The organism is Ekhidna sp. (assembly GCF_965247405.1).
Classification (GTDB): Bacteria; Bacteroidota; Bacteroidia; order Cytophagales; family Cyclobacteriaceae; genus Ekhidna.
On record NZ_OZ252014.1, the window covers coordinates 238954 to 264383 of the forward strand.

A 25430-nucleotide genomic window follows, 5' to 3' on the forward strand; every position below is an offset into this window, starting at 1 on the left:
CCATGACTCATTATACCTTTTGATTTTCAGGGGGTTTATCTAGATTGCTAGAGGGTTACATTATGCTTATAAAATGTATTTATGTCCGAATCCATTTCAACTAATACCATGGAATGTCCACATGCTAAACATAACCAGCTAAGTATGAATAGTGAGAAAAAAACCAACGATAGTTTTAGTAACAAATTACCTGGACATTCCATGTCCCCAAGGGGAATAAAAAACATGCACATGAATAGCACCTGGAAGTCTGTACTTTTTTCCTTTTTCTTTATTTCGGCACTTTTAGCCTCCGCTCAGGAAATATGCGATAACGGCATAGACGATGATGGTGACGGCTTGATTGATTGCTATGACGGGGAGTGCGCCAATGATGGAGCCTGTGATGATTTCTATTTTGGAAATGCAGTCGTTTGTGCTGACGAAATTGATGTGACCACATTCGCTATCCGACAGCAATGGGGGTCTGAAGATCAAAGTGCTAACAGCCACGCCACCCCTATGGTAGGTGACCTGGATGGAAATGGAATCCCAGAGGTAGTAACTACAAACAAGCAGAACAAGTCGGTATTCATCTTAAACGGAGCAACAGGTGCTACCATTGGTAGCGCTTTTATGAGTTTCCAGCCTGAAAATGCACCCGTATTGGGAGATGTAGACGGTGATGAATTTGGTGAAATACTTGTCTCGCAAGATCAGGGTGATGATATGATCATGTATAATCATGATCTAACCATTTTATGGTCAGGAAAATCTTCCAGAAATGATGCCATCGGTCTCCCGGGATTAGCTGACTTTGATGAGGACGGGGATGTGGAGATTTATTACAGAAACGAAATTGTAGACGCAGCTACTGGTAATATTATAGTTACAGGTACGAATTCTGATTGGGAAAGAAATTTTACTCACGGTTCATTAGCGGTGGATGTATTGCCTGACGCTTTTTGTGCAGATTGTGCAGGACTGGAGCTCGTTTCAGGTAATGAGATTTGGGCTATCAATGAAGCAGCTGGAACCAGGACATTAGCTGCTGACATGGATGATGATATTCATTCAGATATCAACCCGCTATTCAATTACTATCCAAAATATTATTCCAGCTGGGACGACCAATGGTCAACTGTATCAGCAGCAGACTACAACCTTGATGGAAACATTGATCTAATTATAACAGGAGCACTAGGAACAGCCGCAGAACAATATAATGGAGAAACGACCATCTTCTTTTGGGATGTCACTAACAACAATGTGATTACATATCATGATAATACAAACAACTTTGTTAGAGGTCCCGGTCGTGTGAATATAGGTGATGTAGATGGCGATGGTCAGCTTAATGCCAACTTCGTTATGAACCAAAAACTTTATTCGCTGGATGAAAATTTCAATATTCACTGGATACACCCAATTAAAGAGGGATCATCAGGTTTTACTGGTTGCTCCCTTTTTGATTTTGACGGAGATGGTGCGGTAGAGGTAGTTTATAGAAGTGAAGAATCATTGTTGGTTGTCGATGGAGTGGGTAATGGGGATAACACAACATTTGAAAGAAACGAGATTGCTTGCGTTTCCAGAACACAAGAAGAATATCCGGTCATCGCCGATGTAGATGGAGATGGAGCAAGTGAAATATGTGTCACTTGTTATTTCAATAATAACACACCATTTAATCCATACAGTAATTCGGAATTCGCTCATGTTCGAGTCTTCGAGTCAGATGGAGAGGCCTGGATGCCAGCCAGAGGTGTGTGGAATCAGCATGGTTATTACAATGTTAACATCAATGATGATCTGACCATACCTACAGAAGTCCAGGATCACTCGATCGTATTTTCCGCCGCAGGAACATGTGAATATTCAGATGGATCGACAATCCCATATGATAACCGTCCTCTTAATACTTTTATCAACCAGGCACCTATCTTGAATGAAGACGGCTGTGTAGAATTCGCATCACCAGATATAGATTTCATAGGGATTGTATCAGCTTCAGATGCCCTATGTCCGGATGCTGAAATTACCGTAGAGTTTCAGATTACAAACACAGGAGATATTGGCATTTCAGGTAACCTTCCTGTCTCCTATTATGCAGGGGACCCAACAGCAGACCCTTCCAGTTCAGTCTTGCTTGATACTGAGGTGACGTTTCTAACCAATTTTGAAGTAGGCGAAACAGCAACAATTACACAAACAATTGCTGGAGTAGGTGGTGACTATGAGCTTTTTGTGGTTATCAATGATGCAGGTGGTACTCCTCCCCTTGACGTTCCATTACCAACAGCTACAATTCCTGAATGCGAAACAGGAAATAACATACAAAGTACACTTATTGGATCTCAAACATTTGATTTAACCGTTGAAAAACTAAACGACAACAGAAAGTGTGATCCTGCAAAACCTGATAATGGTAGCGCTCGTGCATACTACTTTGGCCCTGCTCCTGGACCCAATGAAAATATTTGGGTGGAAAATTTCCAAGATCGAACTAATGGAGCCCAGTCCGATGCTGATGATACTGGATGGACTTCAGATGGTGGAACAGAGAGTCCAAGCTTTTATGGCGTAAGTTCTTACAGTGGGTCTCAAATGTTTGAGGCAACAGGAACTGGTACATCAAACGACGTTGGTGTAGTAACGTGGACGTCTGAAGATATTGATATTTCGAACTACACGGATATAAGTATCACGGTCGATATATTTGAGAACGGAAACCAGGAGAGCTCTGGCAAGTGGAGAGACTGGGTGCGTGTCAGCTATGAATTAAGAGATGCAGGTAACAACGTCATTGAATCCAATCAACTAGGAAATGGATATCAGGATGGAGACTTTACCTATGCTCAGGCTTTAGTTGGAAACTTAAGCCCGGATGGATCTGCTGCAACTTTAACAATCGTTGCTGAAATACATAATACAAGCTCTTCTGAACATCATTATATCGATAATATTATCGTAAATGGTACAGGGCCAGATGTCACAGCAGAATACACCGAACCAGATGGATTTGTATTCCGATGGTACAATGATGATGATTATAGCTCAGTGTTGTATGAAGGCAGCCAGTTCCCACAAATGGCTACTGGCACCTACGATGTAGTCGGCTATTATGGAGCAACAGAGTGCTACTCTGACACAGTAGAGTTAACCATTAACTTAATCAACACTCCGTCATTCAATGTACACGTTTATGAGATCAGTCCATTAACCGAATGTAGTATACCGGATGGATCTCTAGGAGCTTTTGCGTACACATCTGTAGATGGTGGCGGTATCCCTCAAGATACCCTTACGACTGCCGATGGATATGATTTCACCTGGTTTATTCAGTCAGAAGGAGTAACTCCTATTGCGACTGGTGATGTTGCGTCCAACCTTGATGCCATTGGGTATACTGTTGAGGTTACGGAAGACTTCTCTGGATGTACGGTATCTGAAAGTAGAACGGTATCTACCTCCGTATCCAACCCACCAGACCCGAATGTAACCATTACACATATCACTACGTGTGGGGGTACGGGCCAATTAGCCGCAGATGTAAGCGGGAATACTGCCGATTATACTTTTGAATGGTATGATGGACCTAGTATCAAACCAGCTCCTGATTTTACCGGTGACACCTATACCGTTTCTGATCAAGGCCAATACACGGTAACAGCAACACTGAATTCGTCTGGATGTACTTCAAATTCAGTAACCGTAACGTTGAACGACAACTCCATAGCCCCTACTCCAGGTACTTACCTGGTTCAGGATAACACTTCATGTGTTGCAGGAAATGGAATCGTGAGAGCAGATGGAGACGGTGGTGGAGCTGTATCCGGATACACTTTTGAGTGGTTCTTGGGCGCTAATACACTTCCAGCAAATACACTTCCTGGTACTGCAGCACCAGGAGCATTCCTTGTCAGTGATAATCCATACGAATTAGGTGGATTGGAAGAAGGGACTTATACCGTTCGAGTTACGGAAGATGCTACCAGCTGTTTTGAAACCAGAACCATTGACGTGACGGACAATCCTGGATCACTTTCTGTTACCCCTGGAAACCTTATACAAAATGATATTAATAGCTGTAATCCTGCAGCATTAGGCTCAATTGATGCATCAGGTGTAGTATCTGGTGATGTAAATGATGTTTCGATAGGTAACATCAATAGTAGCTTTGAGAACCTTGACATTCTTACAAATAACGACCACATTCAATCATTTGATGGTGGTAATATTAAAACGTATCAACAGGATTTTATTGATGGGTGGAGTACAACCGCTCCGGACCAAAGAATAGAAATATGGCACAATAACAACTCAGTAAGTGGAGGCATTCATGATGCTTATCATGGAGATCAATTTGCCGAAATCAATGCCAATAGTGATGCTGCGTTATATTTTGATTTGGCAACTGTTCCGGGCTCTTTATTGAACTGGTCATTTGCCCACAAAGGGCGTTCTGGAACAGATGAGCTTTCTGTAAACATTGGAGAACCAGGTGCTGAAGTTGTTCAGGGTAATTTCTCAACCGGAAATGGGGCGTGGGCCTTCTACCAGGGTCAATATACCATTCCAGCGGATCAATTCACGACTCGATTCCAATTTGAAGCCGTCTCAACTGCCGGAGGAAACAACTCTGTCGGAAACTTTGTGGACACGGTATCATTCGTATTGTTTCCATATAGATTTGAGTTGTTTGAGGGGACTGTTGCATCTGGTACTGCTGATTATATAAATACAACAGGGCAGTTCGGTAATCTGGATGAAGGGGATTATGTACTTGTCGTATATGATAACCTTACAGGTTGTGGTGCAGTAGAGATACCCTTCACCATAGATCGTGATCAGACTCAGCCAGCCATAGCAACAACAGTTACTGATGATGCACATTGTGATAATGATGCTGGAAGTGTGGATGTAACGGCTTCTATGTCAACATCTGAACCTGCCTCCTACACATATGAAATTTTTGACGGACACTCATTTACAACACAGATAGGCCCTGATGAAACAGTTGCCGATGGCTCGGTACCATTTACTTTCACAAACCTTGCACCAGGCGACTATAGAATTCGAGTAACCAATGATGATACTCAATGTACTGATTTTGAAGATATTGTTGTAGATGATGTGACTGTTATTCCTACCTATTCTACCAGTCAGGTTATTGATAATTCATCTTGTGATCCAGGAAACCCTAATGGATTCCTGTCTGTGAGTATTCAAGGGGATGTCGTATCTAACTATAGTTTTACCTGGTGGCAGGGAACTGACACCTCAGTGCCAGCATTTGCTGGGCCGTCCACGGGGGGATCTCCGTCAGATGGTGAATTCCTAAGCGGTCTTTCCGCAGGTGACTACACGGTTGTAGCTGAAAACATTGCTACAGGATGTGAAACGGTTGAACTTACGCTCACTGTAAGTGATGATCCTTATATTCCGAATATAGTTATCACAGAAGATGCTCCGCAAACTGATTGTGGAACAGGGAATGGACAGTTAAGTGCATATGTTGATAATAATCCAGATTTTGCACCCGGCGTTCAGGATGTCTCAGGATTCTCATTCCAGTGGTATTTTGATGGAGCTCCAATTGTAAACGGAAACCCACTTTCAAATGGTACTGTTAATCCGCAAGGAGCAACTTCACCAGTATTAACAAATCTCGTTGCTGGAGAATATACAGTGGAAGTAACACATGACGATCCATCCGGCAGTGAAACAGACTGTTCTGCAACAGAAACATTTGTACTCACAGAAAATCAAGTATTTCCTGTTGTCACGCTAAACAGTACTCAACCAAATACGGGTTGTGATGTAACAACATATGATGGTGAAATTTTGGTTGATGTGGCTCCTGCAGGCACGTATGATTTCGACTGGTTCTACTCAAATGGAACTCCGGTTTCTAATGGTGGTACAGTAAATGGAAGCGACACCAATAACCTAACTGGTGTGGTTGATGACACCTATAAAGTAGTAGCTACCTCTACCCTTCAGTGTACTTCTGATACCTTAGTAGTGGTACTGAATGCAAACCCTGCTGTCATCTCTGTGAACGGAGTAATTGATCAGCAGCTGACTGTATGTGTGCCTAGCACTGTAGATCCGAACGGACAAATCACTGTGAACCCTTCCACTGCCGGTGGTGAACCTGCAGGTGGATACGACATCCAGTGGTACTTCGGATCAGGTACTTCCAATACCCTCGATGCGGCTGACCTGACTGATCCCGATGCACTCGGTGGTACGTCCATCGCCGGTATCGACGGCCCTACCGGACTGACCGTAACAGGACTTGAAGCGGGTACCTACACCGTGGAGATCATCAACGTGGATACCCAATGCCCGGTAACAGAAGAATTTACCATCGTGGATAATTCCACTAACCCTACGTTCAACAACCCTGCCATGGATGTGGCAGCTGTGGACATGACCGACTGTGCAGGTGGACTGAACTATCCTAACGGGGGAGTGACTATCGACCTTTCGGCAATCACCGGTTCAGGTAACTACACCGTCAACTACTTCTATGGTGGCTCTGCCCTACCGGCTAACCAGCTGACCGTAGATGGTTCGACTGATATCTTTGCTGAAAAAGGTACTGCAGGATCTGCCAACATCAACATTCAGGAAACAACCGATAACACTACTTCGGCTTCCGTAACCGGACTTAATCCTGGCGACTATACCATCGAAGTAATCGACAATGGTACCGGATGTACAACCGCTGAAGTAACCGTAACCGTGGATGCTGTTCCTGCTGTCATCTCCGTGAACGGAGTAATCGATCAGCAGCTGACTGTATGTGTGCCTAGCACCGTAGATCCGAACGGACAAATCACTGTGAACCCTTCCACTGCCGGTGGTGAACCTGCAGGAGGATACGACATCCAGTGGTACTTCGGATCAGGTACTTCCAATACCCTTGATGCAGCTGATCTGACTGATCCTGATGCACTCGGTGGCACGTCCATCGCCGGTATCGACGGCCCTACAGGACTGACCGTAACAGGACTTGAAGCGGGTACCTACACCGTGGAGATCATCAACGTGGATACCCAGTGCCCGGTAACAGAAGAATTTACCATCGTGGATAATTCTACCAACCCTACGTTCAATAACCCTGCCGTGGATGTGGCAGCAGTGGATATGACCGACTGTGCAGGTGGACTGAACTATCCTAACGGTGGCGTGACTATCGACCTTTCGGCAATCACCGGATCAGGTAACTATACCGTCAACTACTTCTATGGTGGCTCTGCCCTACCGGCTAACCAGCTGACCGTAGATGGTTCGACTGATATCTTTGCTGAAAAAGGTACTGCAGGATCTGCCAACATCAACATTCAGGAAACAACCGATAACACCACTTCGGCTTCCGTAACCGGACTTAATCCTGGCGACTATACCATCGAAGTAATCGACAATGGTACCGGATGTACAACCGCTGAAGTAACCGTAACCGTGGATGCTGTTCCTGCTGTCATCTCCGTGAACGGAGTAATCGATCAGCAGCTGACTGTATGTGTGCCTAGCACTGTAGATCCGAACGGACAAATCACTGTGAACCCTTCCACTGCCGGTGGTGAACCTGCAGGTGGATACGACATCCAGTGGTACTTCGGATCAGGTACTTCCAATACCCTCGATGCGGCTGACCTGACTGATCCCGATGCACTCGGTGGTACGTCCATCGCCGGTATCGACGGCCCTACCGGACTGACCGTAACAGGACTTGAAGCGGGTACCTACACCGTGGAGATCATCAACGTGGATACCCAATGCCCGGTAACAGAAGAATTTACCATCGTGGATAATTCTACCAACCCTACGTTCAATAACCCTGCCGTTGATGTGGCTGCTGTGGACATGACCGACTGTGCAGGTGGACTTAACTATCCTAACGGGGGAGTGACTATCGACCTTTCGGCAATCACCGGTTCAGGTAACTACACCGTCAACTACTTCTATGGTGGCTCTGCCCTACCGGCTAACCAGCTGACCGTAGATGGTTCGACTGATATCTTTGCTGAAAAAGGTACTGCAGGATCTGCCAACATCAACATTCAGGAAACAACCGATAACACTACTTCGGCTTCCGTAACCGGACTTAATCCTGGCGACTATACCATCGAAGTAATCGACAATGGTACCGGATGTACAACCTCCGAAGTAACCGTAACCGTGGATGCTGTTCCTGCTGTCATCTCTGTGAACGGAGTAATTGATCAGCAGCTGACTGTATGTGTGCCTAGCACTGTAGATCCGAACGGACAAATCACTGTGAACCCTTCCACTGCCGGTGGTGAACCTGCAGGTGGATACGACATCCAGTGGTACTTCGGATCAGGTACTTCCAATACCCTCGATGCGGCTGACCTGACTGATCCCGATGCACTCGGTGGTACGTCCATCGCCGGTATCGACGGCCCTACCGGACTGACCGTAACAGGACTTGAAGCGGGTACCTACACCGTGGAGATCATCAACGTGGATACCCAATGCCCGGTAACAGAAGAATTTACCATCGTGGATAATTCCACTAACCCTACGTTCAACAACCCTGCCATGGATGTGGCAGCTGTGGACATGACCGACTGTGCAGGTGGACTGAACTATCCTAACGGGGGAGTGACTATCGACCTTTCGGCAATCACCGGTTCAGGTAACTACACCGTCAACTACTTCTATGGTGGCTCTGCCCTACCGGCTAACCAGCTGACCGTAGATGGTTCGACTGATATCTTTGCTGAAAAAGGTACTGCAGGATCTGCCAACATCAACATTCAGGAAACAACCGATAACACTACTTCGGCTTCCGTAACCGGACTTAATCCTGGCGACTATACCATCGAAGTAATCGACAATGGTACCGGATGTACAACCGCTGAAGTAACCGTAACCGTGGATGCTGTTCCTGCTGTCATCTCCGTGAACGGAGTAATCGATCAGCAGCTGACTGTATGTGTGCCTAGCACCGTAGATCCGAACGGACAAATCACTGTGAACCCTTCCACTGCCGGTGGTGAACCTGCAGGAGGATACGACATCCAGTGGTACTTCGGATCAGGTACTTCCAATACCCTTGATGCAGCTGATCTGACTGATCCTGATGCACTCGGTGGCACGTCCATCGCCGGTATCGACGGCCCTACAGGACTGACCGTAACAGGACTTGAAGCGGGTACCTACACCGTGGAGATCATCAACGTGGATACCCAGTGCCCGGTAACAGAAGAATTTACCATCGTGGATAATTCTACCAACCCTACGTTCAATAACCCTGCCGTGGATGTGGCAGCAGTGGATATGACCGACTGTGCAGGTGGACTGAACTATCCTAACGGTGGCGTGACTATCGACCTTTCGGCAATCACCGGATCAGGTAACTATACCGTCAACTACTTCTATGGTGGCTCTGCCCTACCGGCTAACCAGCTGACCGTAGATGGTTCGACTGATATCTTTGCTGAAAAAGGTACTGCAGGATCTGCCAACATCAACATTCAGGAAACAACCGATAACACCACTTCGGCTTCCGTAACCGGACTTAATCCTGGCGACTATACCATCGAAGTAATCGACAATGGTACCGGATGTACAACCGCTGAAGTAACCGTAACCGTGGATGCTGTTCCTGCTGTCATCTCCGTGAACGGAGTAATCGATCAGCAGCTGACTGTATGTGTGCCTAGCACTGTAGATCCGAACGGACAAATCACTGTGAACCCTTCCACTGCCGGTGGTGAACCTGCAGGTGGATACGACATCCAGTGGTACTTCGGATCAGGTACTTCCAATACCCTCGATGCGGCTGACCTGACTGATCCCGATGCACTCGGTGGTACGTCCATCGCCGGTATCGACGGCCCTACCGGACTGACCGTAACAGGACTTGAAGCGGGTACCTACACCGTGGAGATCATCAACGTGGATACCCAATGCCCGGTAACAGAAGAATTTACCATCGTGGATAATTCTACCAACCCTACGTTCAATAACCCTGCCGTTGATGTGGCTGCTGTGGACATGACCGACTGTGCAGGTGGACTTAACTATCCTAACGGGGGAGTGACTATCGACCTTTCGGCAATCACCGGTTCAGGTAACTACACCGTCAACTACTTCTATGGTGGCTCTGCCCTACCGGCTAACCAGCTGACCGTAGATGGTTCGACTGATATCTTTGCTGAAAAAGGTACTGCAGGATCTGCCAACATCAACATTCAGGAAACAACCGATAACACTACTTCGGCTTCCGTAACCGGACTTAATCCTGGCGACTATACCATCGAAGTAATCGACAATGGTACCGGATGTACAACCTCCGAAGTAACCGTAACCGTGGATGCTACACCAGTAACGTTTACTCCTGCAGTTACTATAAATAGTAATCAAACATCATGTGATCTTACTTCGCCAAATGGACAATTGACAGCTTCGATTGCCGTAGGTGCATCAACAGATCTAAATGATTATAACTTCCAGTGGTTCGCTGGTCAGAATACCAACCCGGCCAATGAAATTTTAGCTGGATTAAGCGGAACAAATAATAGCACAGTTTCAAACCTTGCTGCAGGTATTTATACATTGCTCGCCACTGAAATCAACTCGAATTGTGATGCATCAGTAGAAACTACCGTAGTTCTGGATAATGAAAATCCAAATTTCTCATTGGATCTCGTGAATGTGAATACGCGATGTGATACCCCAGATGGTTCAATTTCATTCACAATTGATCCTGATGGAGACTCTGACGGAGATGCAGCAACTTCTCCATTCGATGGAGCTGCAGGATATACTGTTGAACTTTTTGATGGTGCAACCATTGGTGCTACAGAAACGCCTTTGCAGACATTAACAGCAAATGATGGAGTTCAAGCAACATTCAATAATTTGTTGGACGGAACATACAGCATACGCGCAACAGATAATAATACTGATTGTGTAGTTGAAGAGCTGAATATCGTAGTGAATTATAGTGGTGTTACAGCTTCCTTTGACCCATCACTATTCTTCGAACAAAACATTTCTGCATGTTTTGACAATGATGGAATAATCGACGTTGGTACAGGGATAACAGTAAATAATGATTATAACAATGGTGATGCAATAACCATCATATGGTATGCTGGTACAGATACATCTGATGTGAATGACCAGCTTTCAAATCTGCACAATGTCAATCCATCAATTACAAATCCAATTGATATGGAAGATATTACCATCGCTGATGGTGATGGTGATAATATCACAATTGTCAATGGACGAATCGGTGATAACGCAACAACCCCTGGTTCTACCAGCGGGCTTCCTGCTATCAGCTACACAGGCGTTGCAATACTTCCTAATGGATGTATAGAAGTATTCTCAACAAGCCTTACTTTCGGTGCTGCCCCTGATGTCACTATAGCTTCCGTAGATCCAACGAGATGTGCTACTGCATTTGATGGACAAATCTCTATTACACTAGATGCTCAGACTGGCAACAATCCAGCACAGTATAGATACTATGTGTTCGAAGGATCTCAAAGTATTCAACCGGATAGCGATGGTTCTAGTCCGTATGATCCGGCTTTAAGTACCTACGCTCCAATTGCAGCAAGTGGAGCAGCAACTGGTCTGTTCACTGATGCAACAGATGACGCAACTGAATTAATCGATTTCAATGACAATGCTGCACTTGGACAACTTCCTGCAGGTACGTATACGATAGGAGTTGACTTCTTCGATGGTGGTGCGGGTGATAATTGTATTGTGTTTGTTGGAACGGTAACGTTGAATGACCCGGAAGAACCCGATGTTACTATTGATGCTGGAAATACAATAAATAATAGTATTTGTGATGTTTCTGGAGCACTGGACTACAATGGACAAATTACAGTTGATGCTATTCACAATTCCCTTGGTGGAACATTTGATTTCACCTGGTACTATGACTCTGACGGAGATGGTGATTTCACAGCCGGTCAGACCTTAATTGACGCTGACGGAGCAGATGAAGCAGGTGTTGGTTCAAATGTTGTAGGATTCGAAACCTTAAATGCAAACTCGGCCACTATCTCAGGAATTGGTGCCGGATGGTATCGGGTAATCGCAACCCATAATGATGGAGGATCAATACCTCCTGCTACAGCGTGTCCGGATACCTTGGATATTCAATTGTTCGATGAACTTGTTACTCTATCTGTTGGTAGCTCGGCAGGCGCAGATTGGACAATAAGCCATATTGAAAATTGTACAGATAATGGTGCCTTTACGCTAATGAGAATCTTACAAGATGGTGCCGTTGATCCGGCATCAGATACCGAAGCTGAGATACAAGCCGACTTCACACTTACCTGGAATAACCTGACAACTGCGTCAACCTTTGTTCCGAATGTGAGTGAAACAGAGGCAGACAACTTAGCCGCAGGAGATTATCGAATAGATATTGAAAGTGATCTCACCGGCTGTGTAACGTCTTATCAATTTACTATCCAGGATAATACTATTGATCCGGTGATCAGCCTCAACACCAAGTCTCCGGATACCTACTGTGACGGAGTGAACAACATCGGTGATGGGTCTGTGACTGTGAACATCACTGAAGATGGCGGTGCAGCTATTACACTCGCTGACTACTCCGTAGAGTGGTACAGAGGCACATATACCGTAGCTCCTGGTTTAGCTGATCCTGACTTCCTGCATGATGATGCCGGATCAGGTAGCGGTGCTAACGTAGGATCTGCTCTCGTAGGTGGAGATATCAGAACACTCACTGACCTTGAAAACGGTACCTACACCGTCTTCATCAACAAAGACAATGGAGATGTTTCCGGAAATGGAAACGAAGGATGTCAGGCGTTCGCTACATTCACGATCGGTAGTGACCAGCCTACGCTTACCGTAAACCTCGCTACAGGTGTTACCGTCGTTGACAATGACAACTGTACCCCTGCTGACGGATCCATCACCATCGATGAAATCATCATCGACGGAGTGGCTACTCCGCTCAACAATGCGAGCCCATACACCATCAACTGGACAGCCATTGGTGGCGGTGTGGTTGGTACCTCGGGTGCGGGAGCCATTACTGATGACCAACTTACCGGTGTGAATGCTGGTACGTATTCATTCTTCATTCAGCACAACACTACCGGATGTGCTACAGGTACCATCGATGTGGAAATCGAAGACCTGCAAGTAAATCCGGTGATCAGCCTCAATACCAAGTCTCCGGATACATACTGTGACGGAGTGAACAACATCGGTGATGGGTCTGTGACTGTGAACATCACTGAAGATGGCGGTGCAGCTATTACACTCGCTGACTACTCCGTAGAGTGGTACAGAGGCACATATACCGTAGCTCCTGGTTTAGCTGATCCTGACTTCCTGCATGATGATGCCGGATCAGGTAGCGGTGCTAACGTAGGATCTGCTCTCGTAGGTGGGGACATCAGAACACTCACTGACCTTGAAAACGGTACCTACACCGTCTTCATCAACAAAGACAATGGAGATGTTTCCGGAAATGGAAACGAAGGATGTCAGGCGTTCGCTACATTCACGATCGGTAGTGACCAGCCTACGCTTACCGTAAACCTCGCTACAGGTGTTACCGTCGTTGACAATGACAACTGTACCCCTGCTGACGGATCCATCACCATCGATGAAATCATCATCGACGGAGTGGCTACTCCGCTCAACAATGCGAGCCCATACACCATCAACTGGACAGCCATTGGTGGCGGTGTGGTTGGTACCTCGGGTGCGGGAGCCATTACTGATGACCAACTTACCGGTGTGAATGCTGGTACGTATTCATTCTTCATTCAGCACAACACTACCGGATGTGCTACAGGTACCATCGATGTGGAAATCGAAGACCTGCAAGTAAATCCGGTGATCAGCCTCAATACCAAGTCTCCGGATACATACTGTGACGGAGTGAACAACATCGGTGATGGGTCTGTGACTGTGAACATCACTGAAGATGGCGGTGCAGCTATTACACTCGCTGACTACTCCGTAGAGTGGTACAGAGGCACATATACCGTAGCTCCTGGTTTAGCTGACCCTGACTTCCTGCATGATGATGCCGGATCAGGTAGCGGTGCTAACGTAGGATCTGCTCTCGTAGGTGGGGACATCAGAACACTCACTGACCTTGAAAACGGTACCTACACCGTCTTCATCAACAAAGACAATGGAGATGTTTCCGGAAATGGAAACGAAGGATGTCAGGCGTTCGCTACATTCACTATCGGTAGTGACCAGCCTACGCTTACCGTAAACCTCGCTACAGGTGTTACCGTCGTTGACAATGACAACTGTACCCCTGCTGACGGATCCATCACTATCGATGAAATCATCATCGACGGAGTGGCTACTCCGCTCAACAATGCGAGCCCATACACCATCAACTGGACAGCCATTGGTGGCGGTGTGGTTGGTACCTCGGGTGCGGGAGCCATTACTGATGACCAACTTACCGGTGTGAATGCTGGTACGTATTCATTCTTCATTCAGCACAACACTACCGGATGTGCTACAGGTACCATCGATGTGGAAATCGAAGACCTGCAAGTAAATCCGGTGATCAGCCTCAATACCAAGTCTCCGGATACATACTGTGACGGAGTGAACAACATCGGTGATGGGTCTGTGACTGTGAACATCACTGAAGATGGCGGTGCAGCTATTACACTCGCTGACTACTCCGTAGAGTGGTACAGAGGCACATATACCGTAGCTCCTGGTTTAGCTGACCCTGACTTCCTGCATGATGATGCCGGATCAGGTAGCGGTGCTAACGTAGGATCTGCTCTCGTAGGTGGAGATATCAGAACACTCACTGACCTTGAAAACGGTACCTACACCGTCTTCATCAACAAAGACAATGGAGATGTTTCCGGAAATGGAAACGAAGGATGTCAGGCGTTCGCTACATTCACGATCGGTAGTGACCAGCCTACGCTTACCGTAAACCTCGCTACAGGTGTTACCGTCGTTGACAATGACAACTGTACCCCTGCTGACGGTTCCATCACTATCGATGAAATCATCATCGACGGAGTGGCTACTCCGCTCAACAATGCGAGCCCATACACCATCAACTGGACAGCCATTGGTGGCGGTGTGGTTGGTACCTCTGGTGCGGGAGCCATTACTGATGACCAACTTACCGGTGTGAATGCTGGTACCTATTCATTCTTCATTCAGCACAACACCACCGGATGTGCTACAGGTACCATCGATGTGGAAATCGAAGACCTGCAAGTAAACCCGGTGATCAGCCTCAACACCAAGTCTCCGGATACCTACTGTGACGGAGTGAACAACATCGGTGATGGGTCTGTGACTGTGAACATCACTGAAGATGGCGGTGCAGCTATTACACTCGCTGACTACTCCGTAGAGTGGTACAGAGGCACATATACCGTAGCTCCTGGTTTAGCTGATCCTGACTTCCTGCATGATGATGCCGGATCAGGTAGCGGTGCTAACGTAGGATCTGCTCTCGTAGGTGGAGATATCAGAACACTCACTGACCTTGAAAACGGTACCTACACCGTCTTCATCAACAAAGACAATGGAGATGTTTCCGGAAATGGAAATGAAGGATGTCAGGCGTTCGCTACATTCACGATCGGTAGTGACCAGCCTACGCTTACCGTAAACCTCGCTACAGGTGTTACCGTCGTTGACAATGACAACTGTACCCCTGCTGACGGATCCATCACCATCGATGAAATCATCATCGACGGAGTGGCTACTCCGCTCAACAATGCGAGCCCATACACCATCAACTGGACAGCCATTGGTGGCGGTGTGGTTGGTACCTCGGGTGCGGGAGCCATTACTGATGACCAACTTACCGGTGTGAATGCTGGTACGTATTCATTCTTCATTCAGCACAACACTACCGGATGTGCTACAGGTACCATCGATGTGGAAATCGAAGACCTGCAAGTAAATCCGGTGATCAGCCTCAATACCAAGTCTCCGGATACATACTGTGACGGAGTGAACAACATCGGTGATGGGTCTGTGACTGTGAACATCACTGAAGATGGCGGTGCAGCTATTACACTCGCTGACTACTCCGTAGAGTGGTACAGAGGCACATATACCGTAGCTCCTGGTTTAGCTGACCCTGACTTCCTGCATGATGATGCCGGATCAGGTAGCGGTGCTAACGTAGGATCTGCTCTCGTAGGTGGGGACATCAGAACACTCACTGACCTTGAAAACGGTACCTACACCGTCTTCATCAACAAAGACAATGGAGATGTTTCCGGAAATGGAAACGAAGGATGTCAGGCGTTCGCTACATTCACTATCGGTAGTGACCAGCCTACGCTTACCGTAAACCTCGCTACAGGTGTTACCGTCGTTGACAATGACAACTGTACCCCTGCTGACGGATCCATCACTATCGATGAAATCATCATCGACGGAGTGGCTACTCCGCTCAACAATGCGAGCCCATACACCATCAACTGGACAGCCATTGGTGGCGGTGTGGTTGGTACCTCGGGTGCGGGAGCCATTACTGATGACCAACTTACCGGTGTGAATGCTGGTACGTATTCATTCTTCATTCAGCACAACACTACCGGATGTGCTACAGGTACCATCGATGTGGAAATCGAAGACCTGCAAGTAAATCCGGTGATCAGCGGGACTTCTACAGAAGATACCTACTGTGACAATACAGGCGATGTGGGTGACGGAACATTGAGCATTTCAATTGATGATGAAGGTCCGGCCACAACCGCTGACTTCACAATTACCTGGTATAGAGGAACTATCGCGCCAGCAAATGAAATTTTCCCTGCCGATGGAGGATCAAGAGGAGTCACTGCTGGTGCCAATGCAGACTTAACAAGCCTAACTGGTTTAGCAACTGGTGACTACACTGTAGTGATCACGAAAGATCTTGGAGATACTCCGGGTACTGGCAATGAAGGATGTTCAGCTACAGCAGTGTTTAATGTTGGATCTATGGATAATATCCCAACGATTGATGCTGCCGCTATTCAGGCAAGTACCGAGCCAGATTCACTATGTACCGGTAACAGCGGAACATTAATTATTAATGATGCTGATGTTTCTACTGGTGATCTAGGAGATTTTGAAATTAGAATTTATACCGGAGCTGTGGGTGTTGGAGAACTAGCTGGTTCCCCGTATACCAATACTGCTGCGACTTCAATCTCATACACCACTCTTGCAGGAAATGATTACTATATCACTGCAGAAAATACCACAACAGGCTGTTTTGCAGCAACTGCTATTGTTAACGTGAAGGATTCTGTGAGAAACCCTCAGGTAACGCTTGTAAGCATGACGCCTGATGAAGATTGTGGCGGAGGTGTAGATGCAGGTGCACTTCAAGTAATCATCGACAGTCAGTTTGATGATACTGATCACTTCGATGTTCAATGGTTTACAGGATTTGGAACTGTTGGTGGAAACGAGATCGGAGGAGAGACGGCTGTTACGCTAACAGGATACGCAGCTGGCCAATATTCAGTAAGTGTTAGAAATCAAAACACCGATTGCACGATATCCAGAGATTATACAATTACCAATGTTCCGATCTACCCAAGTATAACGGACTTTGCTACGGGAGAAAATAACATTTGTGATGATGACATGGATAACAACCCTGTTGATGTTGGAACTTTCGAATTGCTAGAAGCAACCTTCGATGGAGCAACTTTAAATCAGGCCGCAATGGCAGGAAATTATCAACTGGAAGTTTATGATGACTTTGGGTTAACCTCCCCTACTACAGATGGTGATGGTGACCCAACCAACTTCATTTACACAGAGTTAAGCGCAGGTACATACTATGCGATTGTTAGAAAACTAGACTCTGATTGTCCATCTGAGCCATTAGAATTTGATATTGTGGATAATGTGTTGCGTCCACAAATAAGCATCGCTCTTCAGGCAGCTGACTCGACCTGTGCAGCTGGTGGAACACCTGAGGGTGCGCTTAGAGCAACTGCTACTGTCGGAATGACTTCTGGTATCGATGATACGGACCCGGATTATACTTTCCAATGGTATTACGGATCAGGAACAGGTACTCCGCTTGCAAATGGCGTGGACCCGGGTAATGGATCAACACCAGCAGGAGTTGCTACCTCTGATATTTCAGGATTAGCTGCTGACACATATACGGTGGAAGTAACAAGAATATCAACTGGTTGTGTAACCACTGCAGAATTTGAATTACCAAATGTTCCGACGAATGTAGAAATTCAAACGGTATCTGTCGTTGATGCTACCAATTGTACACCAGGAAATGGAACAATCACAGTAACAGCTGTGAACAGAGATAATGTTGCAGACTATATTTTTGATTACTATGATGTTGATCCAACGGTAGGTAGCCCTGCTCCTGTATTCACCGTACCTACTGATGGTGCTGTCTTTAATACAGCCAGTGCGGGCGTGTACTATATCATTGGAACAAATACGATTGTAAATTGTACGACTCCAATATTTGAAGTAGAAGTTGGAGAAAACCTCACCTACCCTGAGATAGTTCTTGATGACTTTGATTTCCAGACAAATTGTGATCCTGATAATCCAAATGGAAGGCTTTTGGTTCTGGCTGATGGAACAGTGGCAGGATATACATTCGAATGGTTCTTGGGTGATATAGATAATTACGATCCATTGGATCCATTATCTCCAGATGACTTTACCTGGATGACTGGTAGCACTAATCCAAACCTTGCTGGACAAAACACCAATGAAGTTTCTGGATTACCAGCCTTTGATGACGGAGGTACACCACTATTCTATACTGTTGAAGTAACCAATAATACTACCAATTGTATTTCAGTTGAAGATTTCCAAATGGCTGATGACGTTCCTAATCCAATTGCTATTTCGACTTCTACTTCAGCCAATACGAATTGTGCTTCGCCGAATGGAAAAATGGCTGCATCCGTAATTACATTGGCGCCTGGTAGATCGATTTCAGATTATAGCTTCTATTGGTGGGAAGATGACGGAGCAGCGGACACATCAAATCCGGGAACTGCAGACTTCACAGGATCACTTGTTGAAAACAGACCTGGAGGAAACTATCTACTGGTTGTAGTGGATGATGTGGATTCCTTCTGCGAGTCAGAAGTAATTCAAGTGACAATCGAGGACGCAACTACACCTCCAACTTATACACTTGAAACCAGAGATGTAACTGTATGCTTTGATGATAAAGATGGATTTGCCTCTGTTAGCGTGCCTGATTTATCTTCAGTAGACATTGCATGGTACGATGATGCTAGTAATCCAATCGGAACCACTTTCTACATCGATTCACTGGATGCGGGAATGTATACATTGGAACTAACTCACGTTATCACCGGATGTACAGCAACTGAGGTATTTGAAATACTGAATAATGCGGTAACACCAAACGCACCTACTGTGATTGTAAACAATGGACGAAACAACTGTTCGTTTGCCAATGGTAGTGCCATAGCCAACGTTGACGGTATCACGAATAACTTCCTATTCGAGTGGTTTGATCCAGATGACATGAACACTCCATATGCAACCGGATCTGAAGTGTTCAACCTTGATACCGCTACATATCTTGTGAGAGCCACAAACCTGGCAACAGGATGTGAGTCTCCAATGACTTCAGTGGAAATTGGATATGAGGTGGTTGATCCTGAATATGAGGTGATATTTAATAACTCTGTATGCTTGCGTACAGAAGATGGATCTACCAACCAGTTTACAGGTACGGCTGTCATCCAATTTGATGAGTTTAATCTTGCAACAGATTATGAGTGGAGAGATTCAAATGGAACGCTTGTGGGCACGGATTCTCGATTGATAGATGCATATCCGGGTGATTACTTTGTGACATTTACTGCGGAGAATGGATGTTCGTATGAAGCCTCATTCACCATTGAAACGTCGCTGACAATCTACAATGGTGTATCAGCCAATGCGGATGGTAAGAATGACTTCTTCTTAGTTGACTGTATAGATTATTTCCCGAATAACAACGTTAAGATCTACAACCGAGCAGGTCAGAGACTTTTCGAGGTAGATGGGTATAACAACACAGATGTTCGATTTGAAGGATTCAGCAATGTTGGAGGTGGAGGCCTTCAGTTGCCAGCCGGTACATACTTCTATATCATTGACTTAGGCAATGGAGAGGACCCAGTACAAGGATTTTTAGAATTAGTTCGGTAATTTTAGCATCGATGAAATGAGCATGATGAAACAGACATTTAGCGAGAGTAAATACTTATTATGCGAATTCCATGTGACCGTTAAAAAACTACTCAATACATGAAAAGGTCAACAATCGTATTATTCCTCATGATCATGGTAAGCTGTGCTTTTGCACAGCAACGCCCTGTCATGTCTACATATATGTTTAATGGGTTGTCTTTAAATCCGGCATATGCAGGAAGTTTGAATATACTGAGTGCAAGCTTTATCCACCGTAAGCAATGGATAAACGTGGATGGCGCACCCAGATCAAATATTCTTTCCGTTCATAGTTCCTTTTACGGAAATCAGATAGGCCTTGGTCTACAGGCAGCTGAAGATGTGATTGGTGTTCACAAGGAATCTTCGCTTTACGTGAGTGGTGCTTACAAGATAAAAACAAGCGCAGGTATTCTTGCTATGGGCCTTTCGGGTGGATTTGATAATCGAAGATCAGATTTTGAAGATTTGAATCTTTTGCGAGAGGATGATGAATTGTTGTCAGGCACCCCTACCCGATTCACACCGAACTTTGGTACCGGAATCTATTTTGCTAACCCAAGAATGTATGCCGGAATATCCGTTCCGTTTATTCTGGAAAATACTTTGTATGAAGTTCAGGCCGAAGATGGTACCACCACCGAAGGAAGAGAAAGCAGGTACTATTATGCTACCGGTGGAGTGATTTTTGACATCAATCCGAATGTGAAATTCAGTCCTTCGGCACTCTTTAGATATCAGGAACAGAGCCGTGTAGGATGGGATCTGAATGCAACCATTATTTTTGATGGAATAGCCTACGCTGGTGTTTCCTATCGAAGTGGAGATGCCATTGTTTTTCTTACGCAACTTATCCTCAACGAAAACTTCAGAATTGGGTACGCTTATGACGCCACAGTAAATGCGCTAGCTAATAACTCGCGTGGTACCCATGAGATCATGCTTAATTATCGCGTGAAATTGAGGAACTACAAGAAAGATCCTCAGTGCCCGGTTTACTTCTGACCATCTTTACTGATATCTGATAGCAAAGCGTTAATCAGCGATAGCAACATGCTGAATATCAATGCCCACCAAAATCCGTGGACTTCAAAACCCGGTACAATAGCATCTGCCATCAGAATGATGAGTGCATTGATAACTAACAGGAATAGTCCAAGCGTAAAAACTGTCAATGGAATAGTAAACAGAATCAGTAAGGGCTTTACAGAGGAATTAAGTAAAGCGAGAAGCACTGCTACTATCACAGCAGTGATGAAATCATCTACATAAACACCTGGTAAAAGGTATGATGCTATTATTACTGCAATTGAGGAAAGTAGTATTTTAACTAGAATATTCATTTTTCATTTTCTTTAAACCAACCAGCGTACATGGTATAATTCCCTGCAATTCTACCAAGCATTTCCTTATTCTCCGCATCCATACTTTTAAGCTTTTTGCCTGGGACACCTCCATAAACAGAATTGGGCTCTACTACAGTTCCCTCTAGCACTACCGTTCCTGCTCCAATGATGGATCCGGATTTGATGATCGCATTATCTAATATGATAGCCCCTATTCCTATCAAAACATTGTCTTCTATTGTACAACCATGTACTACAGCATTATGACCGATGGATACATTATGACCGATGGTCGTTCCAGCTTTTTTATAAGTCCCATGGATGGTCACATTATCCTGAATATTGGAATTATTCCCAATCCGAATGAAGTTTACATCTCCTCTAACCACTGCATTGAACCACACCGTGCAATTATCTCCCATCTCCACCTCACCTACTATCGTGCTATTCGGTGCAAACCAACAATCCTTTCCATATTTTGGGGCAAAACCCCTCACCTCCTGAATGTGAGCCATTTTTTCTTTTAAATCTATATAAAATCAATTCCTTAAGTGCTGACAAAATGTCATTACACTTTCTATCTTTGCGTCATGCAAGGATTGATAGCAGACATAGATTTACTTGAGGAAGAGAAAAATCAACCTGAATCGTGTGATTTTAAGACCACTGAAGATGACGGCACGACTGCACGAAGAAAGCTATATATTGAGAGCTACGGTTGTCAGATGAATTTTTCGGATAGTGAGATTGTCACCTCTATTCTCAAAAAAGAAGGTTTTGGAACTACCTCTTCGCCTGAGCATGCCGATGTGATTTTGATCAATACATGCTCCATTCGTGAAAAGGCAGAACAAACGGTACGAAACCGCCTTAATTTCTTTAATGGAGTAAAAAAGAAAAACAAAGATGTAACTGTCGGTGTGCTGGGTTGTATGGCAGAGCGCCTCAAGTCTAAGCTATTGGAGGAGGAGAAAATTGTTGATCTGGTACTTGGTCCTGATGCATATAGAGACCTACCTAAACTGGTAAAGCAGGCTGAGGAAGGTGAGAAAGGAATAAATACCTTTCTATCCCGTGAGGAGACCTATGCTGACATCTCCCCTGTCAGATTGAATTCAAACGGAGTAACCGCATTCATCTCAATCATGCGCGGATGTGACAACATGTGTTCATTCTGTGTGGTACCATTTACCAGGGGTCGCGAAAGAAGTCGTGATCCGCACTCAATCGTAAAGGAAGCGCAAGAACTCTTTGATAAAGGCTATAGAGAAGTAACGCTACTTGGACAAAATGTAGACTCATATAAATGGTCGCCTGTAGAAAATAACAAAGCTCGACTGAACAAGAAAGATGATGTCGATGAGATTGTGAACTTTGCCAATCTCATCGAAATGGTGGCCAAAGTACACCCGGATCTCAGGGTCAGGTTTTCTACCTCCCACCCTAAGGACATTACAGATGAGGTGCTCCATACCATGAAAAAATATGAGAATATCTGCAACTATATACATCTGCCTGCGCAAAGTGGAAACTCACGGGTGCTGGAATTGATGAATCGAACCTACGACCGGGAGTGGTATATCAACCGTGTAGATGCTATACGAGAGATTTTAGGTGAAGAATGTGGTATCAGCTCAGATATGATTGCGGGCTTTTGTACCGAAACAGAAGAAGAGCATCAGGACACACTCACCATCATGGATTATGTGAAATACGATTTCTCCTACATGTTTTTTTACTCTGAGCGTCCAGGCACACTAGCTGCAAAGAAGTATGAAGATGACATACCACTTGAAGTGAAGAAAAGAAGGCTTCAGGAAATCATTGATAAACAACGGGAAATATCTCTTGAAAGAAATAAACTGGACATTGGCAAGGAATTTCAGGTGTTGGTGGAAGGTAAAAGCAAACGATCAGAGGAGCAGATGCAAGGAAGAAATTCAGCCAACAAGGTGATCATATTTGAAGCGGACGTTCCAAAAGGCACATACGTTAATGTACGTGTGAATGACTGCACGCCAGCAACCCTATTCGGTGAGTTAGTATGAGTTTAAAAATTGATTCAGAAGTTCAGGCAATAAAGCAGCGATTTGAAATTGTTGGTAATTCCAGCAAACTCAACAACGCCATTCGTGTTGCCATGCAGGTGGCTCCAACGGACATGAGTGTGCTCATCACAGGAGAAAGCGGTGCAGGTAAGGAATCCTTCTCAAAAATTATTCATAGCCTCTCCCACCGTAAACATGGACAGTTTATCGCTATTAACTGCGGAGCAATTCCTGAAGGAACCATTGATTCTGAGCTATTTGGACACGAAAAGGGTGCGTTTACCGGAGCTACCGGAGACCGGAAAGGGTACTTCGAAGTAACTGATGGTGGTACCATTTTTCTGGATGAAATTGGAGAAATGCCACAAAGTACGCAGGCAAGATTGCTTCGAGTATTAGAAAATGGAGAATTCATCAAGGTGGGTTCTTCAAAAGTCCAAAAAACGGATGTTCGGGTAATCGCAGCTACCAATGTTGACCTTTTGGATGCGGTGAATAAAGGAAAGTTTCGCGAAGATCTTTACTACCGATTGAGTACCGTTCCGATTTATGTTCCTGCATTAAGAGAGCGTGGAGATGATGTCGTGCTATTATTCAGAAAGTTTGCCTATGACTTTTCTGAAAACTACAAAACAGAGCCGATCAAGCTTTCTGATGATGCCAAAGAATACCTCAAGTCGCACAGGTTCCCGGGTAATATACGGCAGCTCAAAAACTTGGTCGAACAGATGAGTGTCCTCAGTGTGGAGCGGGAGATTTCGTTGGAACAGCTTCAGACGTACCTCCCTCGAACGGGTAGCAACCTCCCTGCCTTGGTTAATAAGGAAGAATCAAAGGACAATTTCACTGAGAGGGACATATTATACAAGGTTCTTTTTGACATGAAGTCTGACATGGCTGAGCTCAAAAAGCTCGTTTTTAAAATGTTGGATGGAGATGATAGCGACAAAGAGATTCTGGAGGATCATAAGACTCTCTTCCAAAACATAGATTCTTCGCATGCCCGCCTGGAGGAGTATAAGGAGGAAACCCCCAAACATAAAGAAGAACCTACTTTGATTATAAGGTCTAATCAAGACGATTATGATTCTGAGGTAGAGGATATCACACACGAAATGGAGCTGGAAGATTCTCTTTCACTTGAGAAAAAGGAAAAAGAGCTGATTATCAAAGCACTAAGGAAAAACAATAATAAACGAAAGTATGCAGCAGAGGATCTCGGCATTTCGGAACGAACTTTGTACAGGAAGATAAAGCAATATGAACTTGAGAACCTTTAGTCTTATTCTTTCTATTCTGTCAATTGGTTTGAGCACTGGATGTGGCGTGTATTCATTCACCGGTGCATCAATTTCACCAGATACAAAGACCATTACCATTTCTACGTTTTACAACAATGCACCTTTGGGGCCCTCTAATATGAGTGTATTGTTTACGGAAAACATCAAAGATTATTTTCAACAGAATACAAGTCTGGAATTAGTTGATAATAATGGCGATTTACAAATAGACGGTTATATCTCTAATTACACCATTACTCCGGTAGCTGCCACTTCAGGAAGTCAGGGACAGGCTGATTTTTCTGCGCTATCCAGAATCACCATAACTGTCTCAGCTACATACACTAACGTCAATGATCCTACCTTCGATTTTGACAAAACCTTCTCTTTTTTCAAAGACTTTGACAATAACACCACTGATTTATCAGCAAATGAAGAAGCCTTTGTGGAGGAGATATTTGACCAAATAGTTTTAGATATCTTCAATGCTTCCGTGGCAAATTGGTGATTTTGCTTAATTTTAG

General features: G+C 45.0%; 7 protein-coding genes. 5 read left to right on the top strand and 2 right to left on the bottom strand.

The annotated features are described in order from the left end of the window. The first annotated feature begins 81 nt into the window (after positions 1-81). Together ACP14Y_RS00965 and ACP14Y_RS00970 are read left to right on the top strand one after the other, a co-directional pair. Positions 82-20211: a gliding motility-associated C-terminal domain-containing protein gene (locus ACP14Y_RS00965; protein WP_424961101.1), complete on the top strand. Its 20130-nt coding sequence runs from the start codon at positions 82-84 to the stop codon at positions 20209-20211. A gap of 99 nt (positions 20212-20310) precedes the next feature. Further along, complete coding sequence (locus ACP14Y_RS00970) at positions 20311-21237, top strand: type IX secretion system membrane protein PorP/SprF (protein ID WP_349562275.1); 927 nt, start codon at positions 20311-20313, stop codon at positions 21235-21237. Here ACP14Y_RS00970 and ACP14Y_RS00975 read toward each other — a convergent pair. Together ACP14Y_RS00975 and ACP14Y_RS00980 are read right to left on the bottom strand one after the other, a co-directional pair. Continuing rightward, entirely contained in the window at positions 21228-21575 is a 348-nt protein-coding gene (locus tag ACP14Y_RS00975; RefSeq protein ID WP_424961102.1) for a phage holin family protein, read from the bottom strand. The two genes, ACP14Y_RS00970 and ACP14Y_RS00975, sit on opposite strands and share 10 nt — an antisense overlap. After that, positions 21572-22093: a gamma carbonic anhydrase family protein gene (locus ACP14Y_RS00980; protein WP_424961103.1), complete on the bottom strand. Its 522-nt coding sequence runs from the start codon at positions 22091-22093 to the stop codon at positions 21572-21574. The genes ACP14Y_RS00975 and ACP14Y_RS00980 overlap by 4 nt, the downstream gene beginning before the upstream one ends. A 75-nt stretch (positions 22094-22168) precedes the next feature. Here ACP14Y_RS00980 and miaB point away from each other — a divergent pair, with 75 nt between their 5' ends. Genes miaB through lptE form a run of 3 tightly spaced genes read left to right on the top strand, consistent with a single transcriptional unit; the run spans position 22169 to position 25414 of the window. Then, positions 22169-23626, top strand: a complete 1458-nt coding sequence (gene miaB, locus ACP14Y_RS00985) for a tRNA (N6-isopentenyl adenosine(37)-C2)-methylthiotransferase MiaB (protein WP_424961104.1) — start codon at positions 22169-22171, stop codon at positions 23624-23626. Further along, complete coding sequence (locus ACP14Y_RS00990; RefSeq protein WP_424961105.1) at positions 23623-24906, top strand: sigma-54 interaction domain-containing protein; 1284 nt, start codon at positions 23623-23625, stop codon at positions 24904-24906. The genes miaB and ACP14Y_RS00990 overlap by 4 nt, the downstream gene beginning before the upstream one ends. Beyond that, positions 24887-25414, top strand: a complete 528-nt coding sequence (lptE, locus tag ACP14Y_RS00995; protein WP_424961106.1) for an LPS assembly lipoprotein LptE — start codon at positions 24887-24889, stop codon at positions 25412-25414. The genes ACP14Y_RS00990 and lptE overlap by 20 nt, the downstream gene beginning before the upstream one ends. Positions 25415-25430 lie beyond the last annotated feature (16 nt).